We start from the raw sequence: 19,114 nt of genomic DNA, 5'->3' as shown, positions 1-19,114 counted from the left end.
CTATGAACTTCGCGCTGGCAGAACTCAGCGGTATTATCGGCAGCTTTTTCTGGCCGTTTATCCGTATTGGCGCCATGTTAATGGCCGCACCAATTTTCAGTGCCAATTACATCAATACCCGTTTTCGCCTGCTATTGGCATTAGTTATCACTATGGTTGTCGTGCCAACTATTAATACGCCGATGCCGCAGGTAAATGCCATCAGTGCCGAAGGCTTATTACTGATAGCTCAGCAAATTCTCATTGGGGTTTGCATTGGCTTTATGCTGCAACTTTTATTTAATGCCTTCATTATTGCCGGGCAAATTATTGCGATGCAGATGGGGCTTGGTTTTGCTTCATTAGTTGACCCACAAAACGGTCAAACGGTCCCTGTTATCAGTCAGTTTTACCTTATTTTTGTCAGCCTGATTTTTGTCAGCATTAATGGTCACCTTGTTTTGATCCAGGTGTTGGCAGAGAGTTTTATCACGATGCCGATTGGTGCGGGGGGCTTAGCAATCGACTCTTTCCGGGATGTCGCGCTACTCGGTAGTTGGATGTATGCAGCTGCGGTGTTAATTGCCTTACCAGCTATTGGTTCGTTGACCATGGTCAATTTGGCGTTTGGTATTTTGTCGCGCGCCGCCCCGCAAATTAGCCCGTTCTCTATCGGTTTCCCGATGAGCATTATTCTTGGCTTTGTCATTATGTTGGTGACATTGCCGCTAGTTGGTCAGCATCTGATTCATTTATCTGAAGAAATGCTGCAAATGACCCGTCAATTGGTGCAAAGCAATGGCTGAGCAAGATAGCGGTCAAGAACGTACCGAAGAGCCCTCCGCCAAGCGCCTGCAGGAGGCGCGAGAAAAAGGCCAGGTTCCCCGCTCCCAAGAACTCACTACCCTGATGGTACTCATGGTAAGTGCCGTGACCATGTTTTTTGTTGGTGAAGGTTTAATACGAAGCCTTACCGACACCATGGTGCTTGGCTTCTCACTCGACCGCAGCATGTTGTTTGATGTTCATGCCATGGCCAATACGTTTTGGCAGGCAGTAAAAATCATGGCGCTCGACTTAGGACTGTTTTTGATAGCAACCGCTATCGCTGCGTTGGCGGCACCCGCGTTTATCGGGGGGTGGAATTTTTCGGCCCAAGCCATGGGCGTCAAAATGGAAAAGCTCAGCCCTCTAAAAGGCTTTAAACGTATTTTTGGCCCACAAGGTTTGGTCGAACTTGGTAAAGCACTGGGTAAGTTTTTATTGGTGGGTTTCTTCGGCACGCTGATCCTTTGGGGATTTCGTGACCAATTATTGACACTTGGTCGTCAGGAAGTCGTCCCTGCCATGGCCGAGCTAGGTTACATCGTGTTGTGGGGGTTTTTGGCGATCTGTGCCAGCTTAATTTTAATTGTGCTGATCGATGTTCCCTTCCAAAAATGGAATCATCAGCGTCAATTGAAGATGACAAAACAAGAAGTCAAAGACGAACATAAAGAAACTGACGGTAGTCCTGAGGTCAAAGGCCGTATCCGTCGCATGCAAATTCAATTATCACAAGCCCGCATGATGCAAGACGTACCAAAGGCTGACGTGATTATTACCAACCCAACTCACTATGCTGTAGCCCTGCGTTATGACCAAACAAAATCAGGGGCACCAGTACTAGTTGCTAAGGGTGCCGATCTGATTGCCCAGCAAATTCGTATGGTTGGTCAGAGTCATGATGTACCCCAATTGTCAGCACCACCATTAGCTCGGGCTATTTTTTATAACACTGAAATCGGCGAAGAAATCCCATCTGGTCTATATATTGCAGTAGCGCAGGTACTGGCCTTTGTATTCCAGCTGCGTCGATACCGCAACCGTGGTGGAAATAAACCGCACTTGAATACGGAGGAGTTACCGATACCGGACGAACTCAGACGAGACGAGTAGTAAATGGAAAATATGACCATGAGCCGCCGCTTTAGCTCCATGCTCAGCGGCAATGTCGCCGCACCAATGTTACTGGTGGCCTTACTGGCCATGGTGGTTATCCCACTCCCAGCCTTCATGCTGGATATGTTGTTCACTTTTAATATCGCATTATCACTGGTCATCGTTCTCGCCAGTGTTTATGTGTTGAAACCGCTGCATTTTGCAGCTTTCCCCAGCATTCTTTTAATTGCCACCCTGCTACGTTTAGCCTTAAACGTGGCTTCTACTCGAATCATTTTGCTCGAAGGCCATTCAGGGACGGCATCAGCCGGTGATGTCATTGAAGCCTTTGGTGCGTTCGTAATTGGTGGTAACTACGCCGTCGGTTTGGTGGTGTTTGCCATTCTGGTCATCATCAACTTTGTTGTTGTAACCAAAGGCGCCACACGTATTGCAGAGGTCAGCGCTCGTTTCACCTTAGATTCTATGCCCGGTAAACAAATGGCGATTGACGCCGATTTGAATGCTGGCTTGATTACCCAAGATGAAGCACGTGAACGACGCGAAGAAATCATGCAGGAATCAGACTTTTACGGCTCGATGGATGGTGCCAGTAAGTTTGTCCGAGGTGACGCTGTCGCCGGTATTTTGATTCTGTTTATCAACATTATCGGTGGTCTTATCATCGGTACCCTACAGCACAGTCTCAGCTTTGGTGAAGCAGCGCATAACTACACTTTACTGACCATTGGTGATGGTTTGGTTGCCCAAATCCCTTCATTGTTATTAGCTGCTGCAGCGGGCTTGCTGGTCACTCGTTCAACCAGCGAACAAGACATGGGCAAACAGATTTTTGGTCAGTTATTTAAAGAACCAAAAACCTTAGCCATTACCTCGGGCATTATTGGCGGCCTAGGTATGATTCCAGGTATGCCAAACCTGCCGTTTTTACTACTGGCTGGCGCTGGTGGTGGTAGTGCTTGGTTAATGTCACAACGTCAAAAAGTTGCCACCGCTGAAGAAGTCAAAAAACCAGAGGCTGCCGAACAACCAAAAGAGCAACGTGAACTTAGTTGGGATGATCTTAGCCCTGTTGATCCGATTGGTCTTGAAGTGGGTTATCGCCTGATTCCATTGGTTGATAAAAACCAAGGGGGTCAATTAATGAATCGTATCAAAGGGATACGTAAGAAAATTTCTCAGGAAATGGGGTTCTTAATTCCGCCAGTTCATATCCGAGATAATCTTGATCTCTCCCCGACCGCTTATCACATCACCTTATTTGGGGTGACTTTTGGTGAAGCTGAAGTCTACCCAGATCGGATGCTTGCCATTAATCCCGGTCAGGTATTTGGTCAGTTAGATGGTATCCACACCCATGATCCTGCTTTTGGTTTAGAAGCGGTTTGGATTGATTCTGCGCAACGTGAAACCGCTCAAGCTCAAGGGTATACGGTTGTTGACGTTGACACCGTTGTGGCAACACACCTCAGTAAAATTTTGCAAAACCATGCACACGATCTCTTGGGCCGTGAAGAGGTTCAACATCTATTGGATAACCTTGGCAAGATCGCGCCGAAACTGGTTGAGGGCTTGGTACCTGATACAGTTCCACTCGGTACAGTGCAAAAAGTCCTGCAAAATCTGCTACAAGAAAATATTCCCATTCGTGATATTCGCACGATTACTGAAGCGATTTCTGAGCAAGCAGCGCGTAACCCAGATCCTGAAGCCATTACCGCTGCCGTTCGGATGTCGTTGGCTCACTCTATCGTCCAACACATCAATGGCACAAAATCTGACCTCCCAATCATCACGCTTGACCCTGAGCTGGAACAAATATTGCTAAAAACATTACAAGCATCCGGTGAAGGTGGTGCCAGTCTCGAACCTGGCCTTGCTGAAAACATGCACCGTAACTTACAGGAAGCGGCACAACGCCAAGAAATGGCGGGTGAAGCTGGGATTTTGGTGGTACAGGCAGGTTTACGTGGTTGGATTTCTCGTTTTATCCGTCACGCCATTCCTGGGCTACATGTCCTTTCCTATAACGAAATACCGGATGACAAACAGATTCGTATTGTCGCCAATGTTGGCCGCTAGAGAGGTTAGGCTATGAAAATAAAACGTTTCCAGGCTGCAGATGTGCGTCAGGCTATTCGCGAAGTTCGCGATGTATTGGGCCCTGATGCCGTTATTCTGTCGAATACTCGGGTCGATGGTGGTGTTGAGATTGTCGCAGCAACTGATTACGACGAGTCACAATTTCGTCGTCAAGCACCCGTGTCACAATCTCGTCAGGAAACGCCGAGCGTTGAGATAGAGCCAGAACCAAGACAACCACAAGTTAGCGCACCGCGCCAAGAAAACATCTGGTCGCAAGAACCAACGCTAGTTCAGATGCGTAAAGAAATTGCCGGCTTACGCGATATGTTGCAGAACCAACTGTCAGATCTGACGTGGAAAGACATGGCTCGCCAAAGCCCAACGCAAATGCAGTTGTTAAAACGTCATCTTCATATGGGTACGGATGTGGAACTGGCAAAACAATTGGTTTCACAAGCAGCAGGTATTGATGATTTGGAAACAGCATGGCGTCAATCGCTAGGCCGCCTTGCCGCCCAAATCCCATTGCAACAACACGACATGATTGAACAAGGTGGTATCACTGCATTAGTCGGTCCAACAGGTGTGGGTAAAACCACTACGATTGCAAAAATCGCTGCTCGCTGTGCATTGAAGCATGGTGCTAAAAACGTCGCCTTAATTACCACTGACTGTTATCGCATTGGGGGACAAGAACAGTTACGGACGTATGCCCGTATCCTAGGTGTACCAGTTCGAGTGGCTAAAAATCACCAAGAATTAGCAACAGCACTGAGTGATCTGCTTGATCGCCGGTTTATCCTGATCGATACTGCAGGTATGAATCCACGTGATATGCGACTCACTGAAAAATTTGCCATGCTGCATCAGCAGACTGCAAAAATTCGTACCTTACTCACCCTATCTGCGACCACACAAAACAGTGCGCTCAATGATATGATCTCAGCATTCTCACATTTAAATTTAGATGGCTGTATTTTGACCAAAACAGATGAAGCTGGCAGCTTGGGTGGTGCCGTTTCAGCAATGATTCGTTATCAATTGCCATTGGCTTATATTTGCAACGGCCAACAAGTTCCAGAGGATCTGTCATTAGCTCGTCCAAACAGCTTGGTTAACCAAGCCAGTGAACTGATGCAGTCTGCTCAACACAATCCAGACCCTCATACGGTGTCTAGTTACGGAGGTTTTGCCGCCTATGGCTGAAGCACCCCAAGATCAGGCCGCAGGCCTTCGCCAAATGCAACAAACGGCACGTCCCGTTAAAGTGATCGCTGTTGCAAGTGGTAAAGGCGGTGTCGGTAAAACCAATGTAACCGTAAACCTTGGGGTAGCCTTGGCTTCTCAAGGTAAACAAGTTGTATTGCTCGATGCCGATCTTGGTCTTGCCAATATTGATGTCATGCTTGGCCTCCACCCGCAATTTAACTTGCTGCATGTGTTAGATGGCAGCAAAACATTGAGTGAAATCTTGGTTGAAGGGCCTGCTGGATTACAGATTATCCCCGCCGCTTCTGGCGTGAAAAAAATGGCTGAACTTACGCCTGCTGAACACGCCGGCATGATTCAGGCCTTTAGTGAGTTGGAACAACACATTGATGTGTTACTGATTGATAGTGCTGCGGGTATTGCTGACAGTGTGATTAGCTTTAGCCGAGCAGCTCAAGAGGTTATTGTCGTCGTCTGTGATGAACCTGCCTCAATTACCGATGCTTATGCCCTCATCAAATTACTTAGCCGTGAGCATGGTGTCGAGCGCTTTCATATCATTGCCAATATGACGCGCAGTGTGCAGGAAGGCCGTGAGTTATTTGATAAAATTGCCTTAGTTTGTGACCGTTTTCTCGATGTGACGCTCGACTTTATGGGCATTGTCCCATTTGATGAAGATTTACGCCGGGCTATCAAGAAACAACGAAGTGTTGTTGATTATGTGCCACGCAGTAAATCAGCTGCTGCCTTTACGCACTTGGCTAAGAAAATTGAGTTCTGGCCAGTGAAAAAAGCACCCAGTGGACACATGGAATTTTTTGTTGAACGCTTAATTCGAGCCAGCATGGAAACCGCCTAAACAATGATGAATGCATCTATTTATCAACAATATGCCGGAGGCCAGTCTCAGATTGAACTGGTCAAACAGCATGGCGCGTTGGTTAAACGGATTGCCTATCACCTAATCGCTCGCCTCCCCCACACTGTTGATATTGATGACTTGATCCAAGCAGGCATGATCGGTTTGCTTGATGCGTCTCACCAATACAATGCCAGCCAAGGGGCAAGCTTCGAGACTTATGCGGGCATTCGTATACGCGGCGCGATGCTTGATGAAATTCGTCGTAATGATTGGGCGCCACGCTCAGTGCATCGAAAAGCGCGTGAAATTGCTGAAGTAATGCAACAGCTTGAGCAGCAATTAGGTCGCCCTGCGCATGATAATGAAATTGCCAAGGCGCTGGGTTTGGACCTTGAGGAATATCATCAACAATTACAAGCCTCATCAGGCCACCAGGTATTTAGCCTTGATGAACTGACAGATAATCAATTAGCAGATAGTGAAGGTTTAGGTGATGTCCCAGACTCACCAGAGGCCGATACTGAAAATAGTGGCTTTCAACAGGCTTTGGCCGAGGCAATCGATACATTGCCAGAGCGTGAGCGCCTGCTGATGAGCCTATACTATAATGAAGAATTAAATTTAAAAGAGATTGGCGAAGTGCTGGGTGTCAGCGAATCGCGAGTCAGTCAGATCCACAGTCAAACAGTGGTGAGACTACGCGGTAAACTACGCGACTGGTTACAGTGATTTTGGGAGTACGACTTTGGACAAAAATATGAAGATCCTCATTGTGGATGACTTTTCCACAATGCGCCGGATTATCAAGAACCTGTTGCGGGATCTTGGCTTTCACAACACACAGGAAGCCGATGATGGTTTGACTGCCCTACCGATTTTACAAGCCGGTGGTATCGACTTTTTGGTAACAGACTGGAACATGCCTGGCATGCAAGGTATTGATTTGCTGAAAGCCGTTCGTGCAGACGAAAAGTTATCAACATTACCTGTGTTAATGGTGACCGCTGAAACCAAGCGTGAACAAATCATTGAAGCAGCGCAAGCTGGTGTGAATGGCTATATTGTCAAACCTTTCACCGCTGCAACCTTGAAAGAAAAAATTGAAAAAATCTTCGAACGAATTAACGCCCAATAAGCTAACACAAGGTGACTTATGCGATCAGAAATGAAAGCGGCCCAAATAGAAGCCGCCCGCGCCTTGTTAACCGCGCTGGAACAAGATGACGACGCTGCTGCAAAAACGCAGCTTGCCAAACTAAGCGAAAGTCGTGAAACCGAACTTTTTCAAGAAGTTGGCAAACTTACCCGCGAACTCCACGACGCATTGAATAATTTTAAAGTCGATCGTCGTCTGGTCGATTTAACACAAAAAGAAATGCCCGATACGCGTGATCGGCTTAATTACGTCATTGAAACGACGGAAGCCGCTGCTCACAAAACTTTGGGATTCATTGATGAAACCTTACCTCTCGCTAATGAATTACAGAATACTGCCGCTAAACTTGATGCAAGTTGGCAACGTTTTCGTAATCGTGAAATGTCTGCTGAAGAATTTCGCAAATTAAGTCGTGAAATTGAAGCCTACTTGCCGTCGGTCAGCACGAACGCCAGTCAGATCCATCACAATCTGTCTGAAGTAACGCTGGCACAGGGTTTTCAGGATCTAACTGGACAAGTTTTACGGCAAGTTATTGGACTGGTAGAAGAGGTAGAACACAACTTGATTAGACTGGTGAAACTCGCTGGTCAACCCGAGTCTGCCCCCAGCCCAGAAAAAGTTGATCCCTTGAAAGCCGAAGGGCCGCAAATCAAAAAAGATAAACCGGCAAATGTGGTTAACAACCAGGATGATGTCGACGACTTATTGTCGAGTCTCGGCTTCTAAAGGAAAGCGAGTATGGCGCTGGATACTGATGATGAAATTCTCCAGGACTTTATGGTTGAGGCTGAGGAAATCCTCGATGGCCTCAATGAGCAACTTGTTGCCCTAGAGTCGCAACCGCAAGACAGCGATCTGCTGAATGCGATCTTTCGGGGATTTCACACCATCAAAGGTGGCGCTGGCTTTTTAAGTTTAGAAGCCATGGTTACCTTGTGTCATAAAGGCGAAGACGTTTTTAATCTGCTGCGTCAGGGTGAGCGTCAAGTTGACGCCGACATGATGGATACTTTCCTCAAGGTCCTGGATAGCTTGAATGGTATGTTTGCCGAAGTGAAAGGTGGCGAGTTTCCAAGCCCAGCTGATCCAGCGATCTTAAGTCATTTGTCATCTTATCTTGATGGTGATGCACCAGCTCCAGCCGCGCAACCTGCGCCGCCTCCACCGCCAAAACCAGAGCCAGTTATTGAAGCACCGGCAGCTGAGATCTCAGCAAGCGCGAGTGATGATATTACCGATGACGAGTTTGAAGCACTACTTGACCAGTTACACGGTAATAATGCTCCCGGCAGTGCATCACAACCTGCTACTCCTGAACCACCTGCAAGCTCGAGCTCAGCTGCAGCTGATGATGAGATGACTGAGGAGGAATTCGAAGCACTCCTAGATGAATTACAAGGTAAGAAAGCCGCAGCACAACCCGCTCCTGCGCCGAAACCAGAGCCTAAAGTCGAGGCAGTTAAAGCGGAACCCCCTACTCCTGCGCCAAGTGCTGAACCAGCCGCAAAAGATAAAGCAGCACCAGCTAAGCCGGCAGCTCCTGCTGCTGAAACCAGTGTGCGTGTTGATACCGCGCGACTAGATGAAATTATGAATATGGTTGGCGAACTGGTTTTAGTTCGTAACCGCATTAATACGCTCGAAGCCGCTTTTGAAGATGAAGAAATGGCTAAGGCCGTCAATAATCTGGCTGTCGTCACTGCGGATCTGCAAACAGCAGTTATGAAAACCCGTATGCAGCCGATCAAAAAGGTTTTTGGTCGTTTCCCACGGGTTGTCCGAGATTTGGCGCGTAACCTGAAAAAAGATATCAATCTCGAACTGCGTGGTGAAGAAACCGATTTAGACAAAAACTTGGTTGAAGCACTTGCTGACCCATTAGTGCATTTAGTTCGTAATGCAGTCGATCACGGCATTGAAATGCCGGATGTTCGTGAAGCCGCTGGCAAGCCAAGAACGGGTGAAATCATCTTAGGGGCCGCTCAGGAAGGTGATCATATTTTACTCACCATCTCTGATGATGGTGCCGGTATGAATCCAGAAATACTGCGTCGTAAAGCTGTTGAAAAAGGCATGATGGATGAAGATGCCGCATCGCGCCTTACTGAGTCAGAGTGTTTTGCGTTGATTTTTGCCCCCGGCTTCTCGATGAAACAAGAGATTTCAGACATCTCTGGCCGCGGCGTCGGTATGGATGTTGTTAAAACCAGTATTGCCAAATTAAATGGTGTGATTGATATTCAATCTGAGGTTGGCAAAGGCACAATTCTATCTATTAAAGTCCCATTGACCTTGGCAATCATGCCAACACTGATGGTGATGTTAGGAAACCAAATTTTCGCTTTCCCATTAGTCAGCGTTAATGAAATCTTTAATCTCGACCTACGAAAAACCAATACTGTTGATGGTCAACAAACTGTCATGGTTCGGAATAAAGCCTTACCGCTATTCTATTTAAGAAAATGGTTAACACGTGACATTGGTGACGTTGAAAAACCAGAAACCGAACATGTTGTTATTGTGAATGTCGGTACACAAAAGGTTGGTTTTGTTGTTGACCAGTTGATTGGACAAGAAGAAGTGGTTATCAAACCATTGGGTGCATTGCTGCATGGGACTAAAGGACTCGCTGGCGCGACTATTACCGGTGACGGCCGTATAGCGCTGATTCTGGACTTTCCAGAACTCATGGCAGCCTATGCCCACCGCGGATACTAAAGGAATAGCGTGACAGTAAAAGTTCTCATTGTTGATGATTCAGCATTTTTTCGGCGACGCCTGACCGACTTCATTAATGATGATCCCCGGCTTGAAGTTGTTGCTACCGCTTCAGATGGTAAGGAAGCCGTTGAATTAGCTAGCACACATCGCCCAGATGTCATCACCATGGATCTTGAAATGCCGGTGATGGATGGCATTGCTGCGGTTAGGCAAATTATGCGCCGCAGGCCAACGCCAGTGTTGATGTTGTCTACTTGGACAACAGAAGGAGCAAAAGCCACTCTCGATGCCCTTGAAGCCGGTGCGATGGACTTTCTGCCTAAACGATTTGAAAATCTAGCAGAGTCTCAAAAAAAGCTATGTGATCGTATTTATGAGTTGGTCACTAATGCTCGCCCTAGCCAAGCAGCTCATCTCAATAATGAAAGCACTGCCAGAGCAAACACAGCATCACGCACTCACAAAAAACTCGACCTCGTCGTGATAGGTACCTCTACTGGGGGGCCAGTCGCTCTGCAAAAAGTATTAAGTCAGTTACCTGCGAGCTTTCCCTACCCGATCATTTTATTGCAGCATATGCCTGCCACCTTTACACCCTCATTTGCTGAAAGGCTTAACAGTCAATGCCAGATAAGAGTCAAAGAAGCGGCAAACAATGATACGCTGGAGGCAGGTGTCGCTTACCTCGCTCCAGGGGGTAATCAATTAGAACTCAAAGGTCGCACTGGGCGACTTTATTTACAAATTGAACGTGGCAACGAAGCCGAAACCTATAAACCTAGCATTGATGTGACACTAACTTCTGTAAGCAAAATTTGTCCTGCCAGCACGTTAACTATCATTTTGACTGGTATGGGCTCTGATGGCTGTGAAGGTAGTAAAAAAATGCATGCTTTGGGCGGTAGCGTATGGGCACAAGATCAACAAACAAGCACTATCTATGGCATGCCTATGGCGGTAGCCAAGGCCGGTGTAGCCGATAAAATTCTGGCCTTAAACGATATTGGTCACCAATTAGCGGCGATGTAATCGAATTATGGATATTCTCAGCATTCTCGGCATTTTATTAGGCTTCGGCGCTATCGTCGTTGGCCAGCATCTTGAAGGTGGTCACCTCGAGACTATCCTCAATGCTGTTGCATTACTGATTGTACTGGGCGGTACTATTGGTGCGGTGATGCTACAAACCCCGATGAAAACATTTATGCGGGCATTGAAAATTACCAGTTGGGTATTCAAACCGCCCGTGCAGTCGGCTGACACTTTATTAGCCAAAATTCTAGAATGGAATCAAGTTGCTCGTCGTGAAGGGCTACTAAAACTAGAAAGCTTGGCCTTAGAAGAAAGCGATTTATTTACCCAAAAAGGTCTGCAATTAATCGCAGATGGTGCTGAAGGTGAACTGATTCGTGAGATTTTGGAAACTGATCTCGATTTAATGGAAACTCGCGATCTCGCTGCAGCCAAAGTTTATGAAGCTATGGGTGGTTATGCCCCAACAATTGGTATTTTGGGTGCGGTATTAGGTCTGATTCATGTAATGGGTAACCTTGCCGATCCCTCATCCCTCGGTTCAGGTATTGCGGTTGCATTCGTGGCAACCATCTATGGTGTTGGCTTCGCTAACTTATTATTTTTACCCATCGGTAATAAGCTTAAAACGTTAATTCAACGTCGCTCTGAACTACAGATGATGCTGATTGATGGACTCATCAGTGTTGCTGATGGTGATAATCCACGAAATATTGAGAGCCGTTTGCAGGCCTACTTGGGCTAAATATGGCACGGCGTAAAAAACACGAAGAGCACGAAAATCACGAACGTTGGTTAGTTTCTTATGCTGACTTCATCACCCTGCTCTTTGCATTCTTTGTGGTGATGTACGCCATTTCCTCAGTGAATGAAGGCAAATACCGTGTTTTGTCAGAAACACTGGAAAGTGTTTTTACCAGCCCTAACCGCAGTGTAGATCCGATTCAGGTGGGTGAGTTAAGCCGCGGTGAAGGTCCTGTTTTGGCACAACCAAGTGCCCCCGATAATACCTACTATGAAATCGAATTACCTGAGATACCACAAAAGCCTGAGCCTGTTGATATTGACACCGGTACCGATGGATCCGGGCCTGAAGCACAAACACTTGATCAACTTAATGAACAACTGACCAGTGCGCTTTCGATATTGATTGAAAATGAAGATGTGATTATAAAACAAGGCGAAAGTTGGCTTGAAGTTGAAATCAAATCCAACTTTTTATTTGGTAGCGGCGAAACAAGACTGGCAAATGAAGCCGTGCCCGTCATTGGTCAGATTGCCGATGTTTTGGTTGCTGGCACCAACCCGGTTCAAGTTGAAGGTTTTACTGACAATATTCCGATAAGCACGCCACGCTTTCCCTCAAACTGGGAATTATCAGCTTCTCGTGCCGCCAGCGTGGTTAATTTATTAGGCCGCTATGGCATCGATCCGGAGCGCATGGCAGCTATTGGTTATGGTGAATTCAAACCCATCGCTGATAACAGTACTGAAGAAGGTCGCCAAAAAAATCGCCGTGTTGTTCTTGTTATTTTGGGTGGCACAGAAAGCCGCCGCAACATAGATGTATTCAATGACGATGACATCATTACCTTACCGGATATTATCAACCCGATTGAATCGCCGATAGACACACTAATTGATGGTGAAACGCCATGATTGTCTGGGCTGTCGCCAATCAAAAAGGTGGTGTGGGTAAAACAACAAGCGTTATTAGCCTGGCCAGCATATTGGCCCAAAAAGGTCATAGCACCTTAGTGCTTGATATGGATCCACATGGTTCATTAACCACCTATCTTGGCTACGACCCAGACCAACTTGAAAGCAGTATTTACACGCTGTTTCAACAGTTAGACAGCAATCCGAATAGCGCTATTTTGCAAGCACTCAAGAAAACACGGGTACCCAATTTATTTTTGTTGCCAGCGGCAACCGCAATGGCGACATTAGACCGACAACTCGGCGTACAAAGTGGCAAGGGTTTGGTCATCAAACAAACGTTGCAACATCTACAAGATCGTTTTGAATACGTGCTGATTGACTGTCCCCCCATGCTCGGGGTTTTGATGATTAATGCCCTCGCAGCCTGTGACAAACTATTAATCCCGGTACAGACAGAATTTCTAGCCATTAAAGGCCTAGAGAAGATGCTGCATACCATGGCAATGATTAATCATTCCCGCCGGCAAAAAATTCCTTATGTGATTGTGCCAACGATGTACGATAAACGGACACGTGCAGCCAACCAGAGTTTACTGCAATTACAGATGCAATATCCTGACGCGATATGGCCACAAAATATTCCGGAAGACACACGCTTTCGTGATGCCAGCAAAGCCGGTATTCCATTACCGATTATCGCGCCGGAGTCACGTGGGAGCGAAGCCTATTCAAGCTTGCTAAAATATTTGCAAAAGACAACAGAACAAACTGTGGCGCAAGCTTATGTCTGAACCAAAACGTTTATTAGATCATCAAGATGCCTTACAGCAGTATCTTCAAGATATGCTGAACGAAAGCATTACAACTAATGAATTAGTTGAGACGTCTCCAGCGCCAAGTATTCCCTTAACAACTGACGTAGTTATAGATCCCCCTGAGGTCATTAATGATCAACAGTCTGAAGAATCAGCGCCTGTTGAACCGACCATCAGCACGCCATTTCAGGCACTGATTTTCGAAGTTCAAGGCATCTCACTTGCGCTGCCACTTGAACAACTCAATGGCATCGAAAAGTGGCCTGAAACACCTCTACATAAAATTGCCGATAAACCTGCCCATTACATTGGATTATTAAGCCAGCCCGGCTTACATACCCAAGTAGTGGACCCATCGGTGGTATTACAGCCAGAATCACAAGACCAGCGCCCAGCTCGTTATATTTTGTTAGTTGATGATAAACGCTGGGGACTTGCAGTCACTAGCGTCAAAAAAGTCATGACCATCACAGAAGAAGATTGCAAATGGCGCCAACCCGGTCAAAGACCATGGTTCTCTGGCACCCTACTCTCTGGTTTAACCCATGTTCTGGACTTACCCGCACTACTCAAAGCGTTATAATTTAAGCTGGCACAAAGCGTGCATTAATATTTTCAGTTATGAATGTCATAAAATTGGCGACAGTCAGAAACTGATTGGCTAAGGACTAAACTGATGAGCGAACAAGATAACGCAATAACCGATCCCGTATTACAGTGGGTCACTTATCATCTGGCAGATGAAACTTATGGCATTAATGTCATTCAAGTGCAGGAAGTACTGCGCCTGACAGAAATTGCACCGGTACCCGGTGCGCCTGATTATGTACTCGGTATTATTAATTTACGCGGCAATGTAGTCACAGTGATTGACGCACGTCGCCGCTTTAACTTGCCAAGCATTGAGCCTGATGATGCTTCAAGAATCATTATCGTTGAAGTCGCAGGCAATGTTGTCGGCATGTTGGTCGATAAAGTCACTGAAGTGGTTTACTTACACCAGTCAGAAATCGATTCAGCCCCTAATGTGAGTAGTGATGACAGTTCGCGGTTTATCCAAGGTGTGTGTAGTCGCGATAAATCATTACTGATACTAGTCGATGTTAACAAACTACTCAGCGATGATGAAATCGCTGACTTAGCAAGTTACTAATGCATTATGGCTGCCGACGAAATTGGACCGACGCAGCCATTAAGTCCGGGTTTGCCGATTGATCCCTCAGCTGACGATCATCGCCAAAAACCTGACACCCCACCTCGGGATAAACCAACAGCCGAGGAAAAAAAGCCGCCGCCAAAACGGCGACCACCAGAAAACCTGATTGATGAATATGTGTGATCACGCCAAATGGGAGCGTTGATATGTTGATATACAGTTTACTTGGCTTGACTTTAGTCTTAATCGGCTTAATGGCCATGCGTTTTTATCGTCTGCATAAAGCCCAAAGTGCACAGATCATCGCACTGGAACAACAACTTGCTGGATTATGTGCGGCGGCTGTAGGCGCTGATGAACGTGTCGTAAAATTTGAGCAAACGCTCAATAAACTCAAAGAGCAGCAAAATACACTGGATGTTGGCACAGGCCGCCAGCAAGGTTATGAGCATGCTATTCGCCTTGCACGTAAAGGCGTGAGTGTCGATCAAATCGTGGATAACTGTAATCTTAGTGATGAAGAAGCGAGATTAATCAGTCGCCTGCATGGTCTACAACAGCCCGGCGGTGAGTTACATTAAACGTCTTCAGGACTGGGTAAACCGGCTTGCGGTTTACCAATGAGGTAGCCTTGAACAAAGTCAACGCCATAGGCTTTAAGCAGCGACATAGTGCTGGCCCGCTCAACATATTCAGCAACAACTTTTTTGCCCAGACTATGGGCAATATCAATCATCGACTTCACAAGTAGCTGATCAACTGGATCATTATCAAGATCGATAATAAAACCACCATCAATCTTCAAAATATCGACTGGGAAATGTTTTAGGTAACTGTAAGAGTTAAAACCAGCGCCAAAGTCATCTAAAGCAAAACGGCAACCTAATTCTCGCAGGCGAATCACCATTTTTTTAGATTGTTCAAAATTTGAAATTGCAGATGTTTCGGTAATCTCAAAGACTATCCGTGATGGATCAATGCCCGTTTCTGCTAACTTGCGCTTCACCAGCGGATATAAGTTCTGATCTAGGAAAATATTTCCCGACAAGTTAATTGCAACAGAAATATCATTTGGTAGGGTTCGCATTAAATCAAACGCTCGATTCACCACCCAAAGATCAATTTGATGAATTAAGCCCATTGCTTCAGCGACAGGAATAAAATCATTCGGGTAATACAAAGTGTCATCGTCGCCACGCATACGAATTAAACATTCGTAATGATTCACTCGCTCCTCTGACAAACCGTAAATGGGTTGAAACGCGAGGATAAAGTGACCTTGCTTTAAAGCAGCGCGAATTCTTGGTGCCCACTCAACGCTGTGCCGCAGTGTATGCATTTCACGATCTTCAGGACTATAAACATGGACCCTATTTCTTCCCCGTTTTTTCGCGGTATAACAGGCTTGATTAGCGTGTGATAACACTTCACCTACGGTAGTTTTGTCACTATCAGTAATGCATTTAACCCCGATACTGGCTGACAAATGATATTGATGACCATGATGTTCAAAACTATAACCATCAAATAGGTTTCTTAAGCCCTCAGCGCGATTTAATGCCGTTTGTCTATCAAGGTTATCGACTAATACCGCAAACTCATCTGAGCCAATTCGCACCAGCGTATCTTGCACTTTAAAGAAACGCCTCAGTGAATTAGCGACTTGAACTAACAAATTGTCGCCAGCTTCATGTCCCTCGGCATCATTGAGTACCTTAAAGCTATCAAGATCAATGTAAAACAAAGCACTCGATGTATGAAAATGTCGAACTTGAGTCAGGCTAAGTTCAAGTGCATGTTCCAAACGCCGTCGGTTGGCGAGTCCAGTTAAATCATCATGATTGACCGAAAACTGTAAACGCGCTTCCATCACTTTTAACTGCGCATTTTCATCTTCGATTTGTTGTTGCTTCTGGTAGGTCAGATCACGCTCTTGTTTGACCGCCAAAGCTGTCATCACTGTTGGCGGCAAGCTTTCAGCAGTCAATGGACGATATAAGAGGCTCGTCACACCATGGCCTAAATCTGTCAGGATTTGTGCATGGTCCCATTGTGATTGGGCACGCAGCGCGATAATGGGAATTAATCGCCACTCATCAAATTGATCAAGGGTTAAACGTAAATCTTGGGGGGTAATACCACTTAGCTGGGTATCGAGGATAACGAGATCGATGTCACATTTTTCTTGGTTGATAGCATGCCGCATAGCCAGCATCAAATCATCAGCACCATTAGCAACAAATACCCGACGAAAGCCGCTCAATGACAGCATAGTTTGCAGGAACACCAAATCCGCGGCGTTATCACCAGCCAACAAGATGGTTTTATCCAGCAAATGTGAAACATCCGCTGTTGTTAACGGCGCATCTGTCGTTACAGCTTTCACTGTCGACACTTCCCGTTTAAGTATTGGCGCTTCATCCACGGCGTTATCATCAGCATCCGGACATTGACTTGCCAATGAAAATAGCCGTTTTATATTTTAAAATCAACACTTAATAGCATTTTTGTAATGCTGTTTATAAAGTTTCTTTGCGATAAGGTGTTTACAATCAACCATGTGCAACAATGTGACGCGCATCACATTTTTGAATTTTTCCCTTTAGTAACAGGGACTTTGCCCGAAACCCAGTAGGCATAAGCGATGACTTCCGCTATCACGCGATACAACACCGGCGGGATCTCCTCACCTAACTGTAAATCTTTTAATAATGCGGTGAGATCCGCATCTTGCCGAAGTGGAATATTATTTTCGCGTGCAATTCTGATAATTTCTTCGGCAAGCGCACCTTCTCCCGTCGCCGAAACTGTTGGTGCATTTTCACCATCGTATTGCAGTGCGATGGCACGTAAAGGTTGTTTAGCGCGACTCATACGGAAATATCCAACAAGGCTTGGTTCTGCTCTTCATCAGGTACAGGCGTCAACCACTCCACCTCCCCCAAACGACAACGACATTGCCCAACAGTTAAATCTAATGCCGCCAGCTTGGCGTAAAGCCAGTCCAAGTCTTCTTCCAATAATTTCACTGTATCTGCTGAGTCGGCAGTCAAAATGACCTGAACTGAATGACTTTGCAAACTGATTGCCGCCTGCAATTTACCTAACGTCAATGTGTCTAGATTAAGTGTTACCTGCCAATGATCTTCGCCCTCTGCATGAGATTTTTCTTTGTTAGCCTGACGCTCAACCTGCAGTTGTAACCATTGGAGTTGTTGCTTGTCTCTCACCGGCAAATCTGTCAGCCATAATTGATTTGTCTGCGCTGTTGGTGGGTTGGTATCAACATCTCTAAGCATTGATAGCTGATTTAGCTGCACACGCGCCAATGTGCTTTCCACTTCTCGCAATAACAATTGCAACCGTGCCAGTTCCGCTACCTGAGTTGGCACCGTTTGGTTTGGCGGAGTAATAACCGGGGGCAGCGTCTGGGCAGGCTGAGTTAATGATGACTGCTGCGGTAACGCTGACAAGGTTGTTTGCCCTGCCAAAAGTTGCATGATTAATTGTGTTGGCGTTTTACCGACACTGGTTAATAAACTCGGTACTTGCCCGGGTAACTGTTGTAATCCTTGAGGCTGACTCAATATGGCTACCAAATTTTGGCGAACCACCTCTGGTAATTGATTTACTTGGCTCGAGGTTAAATTGGCCACATTAGGTGTTTGTAAAGCTGTTTTTAAAGCTGCAGCTAAGGTGAGTAAGTTTGCTTTTAAGTCTCTAACTAAAGGGGTTTGCGCAGCGATTTGTGACTCTAAAAAAACACCTGATTGTCTGACCGCTTGCTGTAATCCTTCCGGTGTTTGTACCACCTGAACTGGAGGCACTGCTTGTAGCAACTGAGTCATAGCAGGTTGAACTAAACGTTGAAGGTTAGGCTCACTAACAGGCGTCATTAACCCTAATAACTTCGCAGGTGGCGTGGTAACTTGAGGGAGAAGCTGGCGTTGTAATGCTGGTACATCCACTGGTGGTGGCATTTTCAGTGCAATACTTAACGGCTGAAGTCTAATCACTTCCATAACTAAATTATCACCAGCGCGAATATTTCTCTGCGCTACAGGAAGCTGAGAAATATCTACTTCAACTTCGCTAGACATATTTGGCAATGGTGTTAAGAGCCTCACCAGTACATTTTGTTGCGCGAATATTTTCATGACTTCAACAGGAATTTGCACACCAGGCTTCAAAGCAACAGGCGGCATTTCTTGAGCGGGGGCAGGTAGCAGTGATAATAATTTAAGTGCAGCACTTTCGTTTGAGGACAAACGCTCAAGCACCAATGTTTGCCCCTGCTTGAGGGCAATTTCCGCACGAATCTGGATTTGCCTATCTGCCAATTGTAAAGTGACCAACTGCCCGGCTTGAGCATTTTGGGTAACAACGGCTTCAACTTGTTGTCCCACAGCTATGCCACGCAATATTTGCGTAGGCTCTGCAAGTTGAATTTTATTGTCAGCCGCTGGCGCTATGGTCACCTGCATGGCTTA

The 19,114-nt window shown here is 46.1% G+C and carries 20 protein-coding genes; 17 read left to right on the top strand and 3 right to left on the bottom strand.

What is annotated here, in order from left to right; genetic code table 11:
* Positions 1 to 2 precede the first annotated feature (2 nt).
* From fliR to OMP94_RS00090, 17 genes are all read left to right on the top strand, one after another.
* The gene (gene fliR / locus OMP94_RS00170; protein ID WP_266274719.1) at positions 3 to 785 is read left to right on the top strand and encodes a flagellar biosynthetic protein FliR; all 783 of its coding nucleotides are present in this window, start codon (positions 3 to 5) and stop codon (positions 783 to 785) included.
* The gene (flhB, locus tag OMP94_RS00165) at positions 778 to 1,917 is read left to right on the top strand and encodes a flagellar biosynthesis protein FlhB (RefSeq protein ID WP_266274717.1); all 1,140 of its coding nucleotides are present in this window, start codon (positions 778 to 780) and stop codon (positions 1,915 to 1,917) included. Before fliR ends, flhB begins: the two co-directional genes overlap by 8 nt.
* A 3-nt stretch (positions 1,918 to 1,920) precedes the next feature.
* On the top strand, positions 1,921 to 4,002 hold the full coding sequence (flhA, locus tag OMP94_RS00160; protein ID WP_266274715.1) for a flagellar biosynthesis protein FlhA: 2,082 nt from the start codon (positions 1,921 to 1,923) through the stop codon (positions 4,000 to 4,002).
* Positions 4,003 to 4,014: 12 nt separating this feature from the next.
* A complete protein-coding gene (gene flhF, locus OMP94_RS00155; protein WP_266274713.1) occupies positions 4,015 to 5,211 on the top strand; it encodes a flagellar biosynthesis protein FlhF in 1,197 nt (398 codons plus the stop codon).
* The gene (locus tag OMP94_RS00150; RefSeq protein ID WP_266274711.1) at positions 5,204 to 6,076 is read left to right on the top strand and encodes a MinD/ParA family protein; all 873 of its coding nucleotides are present in this window, start codon (positions 5,204 to 5,206) and stop codon (positions 6,074 to 6,076) included. Before flhF ends, OMP94_RS00150 begins: the two co-directional genes overlap by 8 nt.
* 6 nt (positions 6,077 to 6,082) lie before the next feature.
* Positions 6,083 to 6,808, top strand: coding sequence for an RNA polymerase sigma factor FliA (locus OMP94_RS00145; protein WP_416240440.1), 726 nt, complete (start codon positions 6,083 to 6,085; stop codon positions 6,806 to 6,808).
* 16 nt (positions 6,809 to 6,824) lie between these two features.
* A complete protein-coding gene (gene cheY / locus OMP94_RS00140; protein WP_266274707.1) occupies positions 6,825 to 7,214 on the top strand; it encodes a chemotaxis response regulator CheY in 390 nt (129 codons plus the stop codon).
* 18 nt (positions 7,215 to 7,232) lie between these two features.
* Positions 7,233 to 7,964 (top strand): protein phosphatase CheZ, encoded by a 732-nt coding sequence (locus OMP94_RS00135; RefSeq protein WP_266274705.1) that lies wholly within the window; start codon positions 7,233 to 7,235, stop codon positions 7,962 to 7,964.
* Positions 7,965 to 7,976: 12 nt separating this feature from the next.
* Positions 7,977 to 9,956 (top strand): chemotaxis protein CheA, encoded by a 1,980-nt coding sequence (locus OMP94_RS00130; protein WP_266274703.1) that lies wholly within the window; start codon positions 7,977 to 7,979, stop codon positions 9,954 to 9,956.
* Positions 9,957 to 9,965: 9 nt separating this feature from the next.
* The gene (locus OMP94_RS00125) at positions 9,966 to 10,988 is read left to right on the top strand and encodes a protein-glutamate methylesterase/protein-glutamine glutaminase (protein ID WP_266274701.1); all 1,023 of its coding nucleotides are present in this window, start codon (positions 9,966 to 9,968) and stop codon (positions 10,986 to 10,988) included.
* A gap of 7 nt (positions 10,989 to 10,995) precedes the next feature.
* The gene (locus tag OMP94_RS00120; RefSeq protein WP_266274699.1) at positions 10,996 to 11,736 is read left to right on the top strand and encodes a flagellar motor protein; all 741 of its coding nucleotides are present in this window, start codon (positions 10,996 to 10,998) and stop codon (positions 11,734 to 11,736) included.
* A gap of 2 nt (positions 11,737 to 11,738) precedes the next feature.
* Complete coding sequence (motD, locus tag OMP94_RS00115; RefSeq protein ID WP_266274697.1) at positions 11,739 to 12,650, top strand: flagellar motor protein MotD; 912 nt, start codon at positions 11,739 to 11,741, stop codon at positions 12,648 to 12,650.
* Entirely contained in the window at positions 12,647 to 13,444 is a 798-nt protein-coding gene (locus OMP94_RS00110; RefSeq protein WP_266274695.1) for a ParA family protein, read from the top strand. The genes motD and OMP94_RS00110 overlap by 4 nt, the downstream gene beginning before the upstream one ends.
* Positions 13,437 to 14,051, top strand: coding sequence for a chemotaxis protein CheW (locus OMP94_RS00105; RefSeq protein ID WP_266274693.1), 615 nt, complete (start codon positions 13,437 to 13,439; stop codon positions 14,049 to 14,051). Before OMP94_RS00110 ends, OMP94_RS00105 begins: the two co-directional genes overlap by 8 nt.
* Before the next feature lie 93 nt (positions 14,052 to 14,144).
* The gene (locus OMP94_RS00100) at positions 14,145 to 14,621 is read left to right on the top strand and encodes a chemotaxis protein CheW (protein WP_266274691.1); all 477 of its coding nucleotides are present in this window, start codon (positions 14,145 to 14,147) and stop codon (positions 14,619 to 14,621) included.
* Between the two features lie 6 nt (positions 14,622 to 14,627).
* Positions 14,628 to 14,807 carry a hypothetical protein gene (locus OMP94_RS00095; protein ID WP_266274689.1) on the top strand — a complete coding sequence of 60 codons (180 nt, stop codon included), beginning with the start codon at positions 14,628 to 14,630 and terminating at the stop codon, positions 14,805 to 14,807.
* A gap of 23 nt (positions 14,808 to 14,830) precedes the next feature.
* A complete protein-coding gene (locus OMP94_RS00090) occupies positions 14,831 to 15,205 on the top strand; it encodes a DUF2802 domain-containing protein (protein WP_266274687.1) in 375 nt (124 codons plus the stop codon).
* On the opposite strand, the gene OMP94_RS00085 is transcribed toward OMP94_RS00090, so the two are convergent.
* From OMP94_RS00085 to OMP94_RS00075, 3 genes are all read right to left on the bottom strand, one after another.
* Positions 15,202 to 17,085, bottom strand: coding sequence for a putative bifunctional diguanylate cyclase/phosphodiesterase (locus tag OMP94_RS00085; protein ID WP_266274685.1), 1,884 nt, complete (start codon positions 17,083 to 17,085; stop codon positions 15,202 to 15,204). The two genes, OMP94_RS00090 and OMP94_RS00085, sit on opposite strands and share 4 nt — an antisense overlap.
* A 119-nt stretch (positions 17,086 to 17,204) precedes the next feature.
* Positions 17,205 to 17,498 (bottom strand): EscU/YscU/HrcU family type III secretion system export apparatus switch protein, encoded by a 294-nt coding sequence (locus OMP94_RS00080; protein ID WP_266274682.1) that lies wholly within the window; start codon positions 17,496 to 17,498, stop codon positions 17,205 to 17,207.
* Positions 17,495 to 19,108, bottom strand: coding sequence for a flagellar hook-length control protein FliK (locus OMP94_RS00075; protein WP_266274680.1), 1,614 nt, complete (start codon positions 19,106 to 19,108; stop codon positions 17,495 to 17,497). The genes OMP94_RS00080 and OMP94_RS00075 overlap by 4 nt, the downstream gene beginning before the upstream one ends.
* Between the last annotated feature and the right edge of the window lie 6 nt (positions 19,109 to 19,114).

This window comes from Methylophaga sp. OBS3 (assembly GCF_026319325.1).
Taxonomy (GTDB): Bacteria; Pseudomonadota; Gammaproteobacteria; order Nitrosococcales; family Methylophagaceae; genus Methylophaga.
This window is presented reverse-complemented; position numbering and strand designations above follow the sequence as displayed.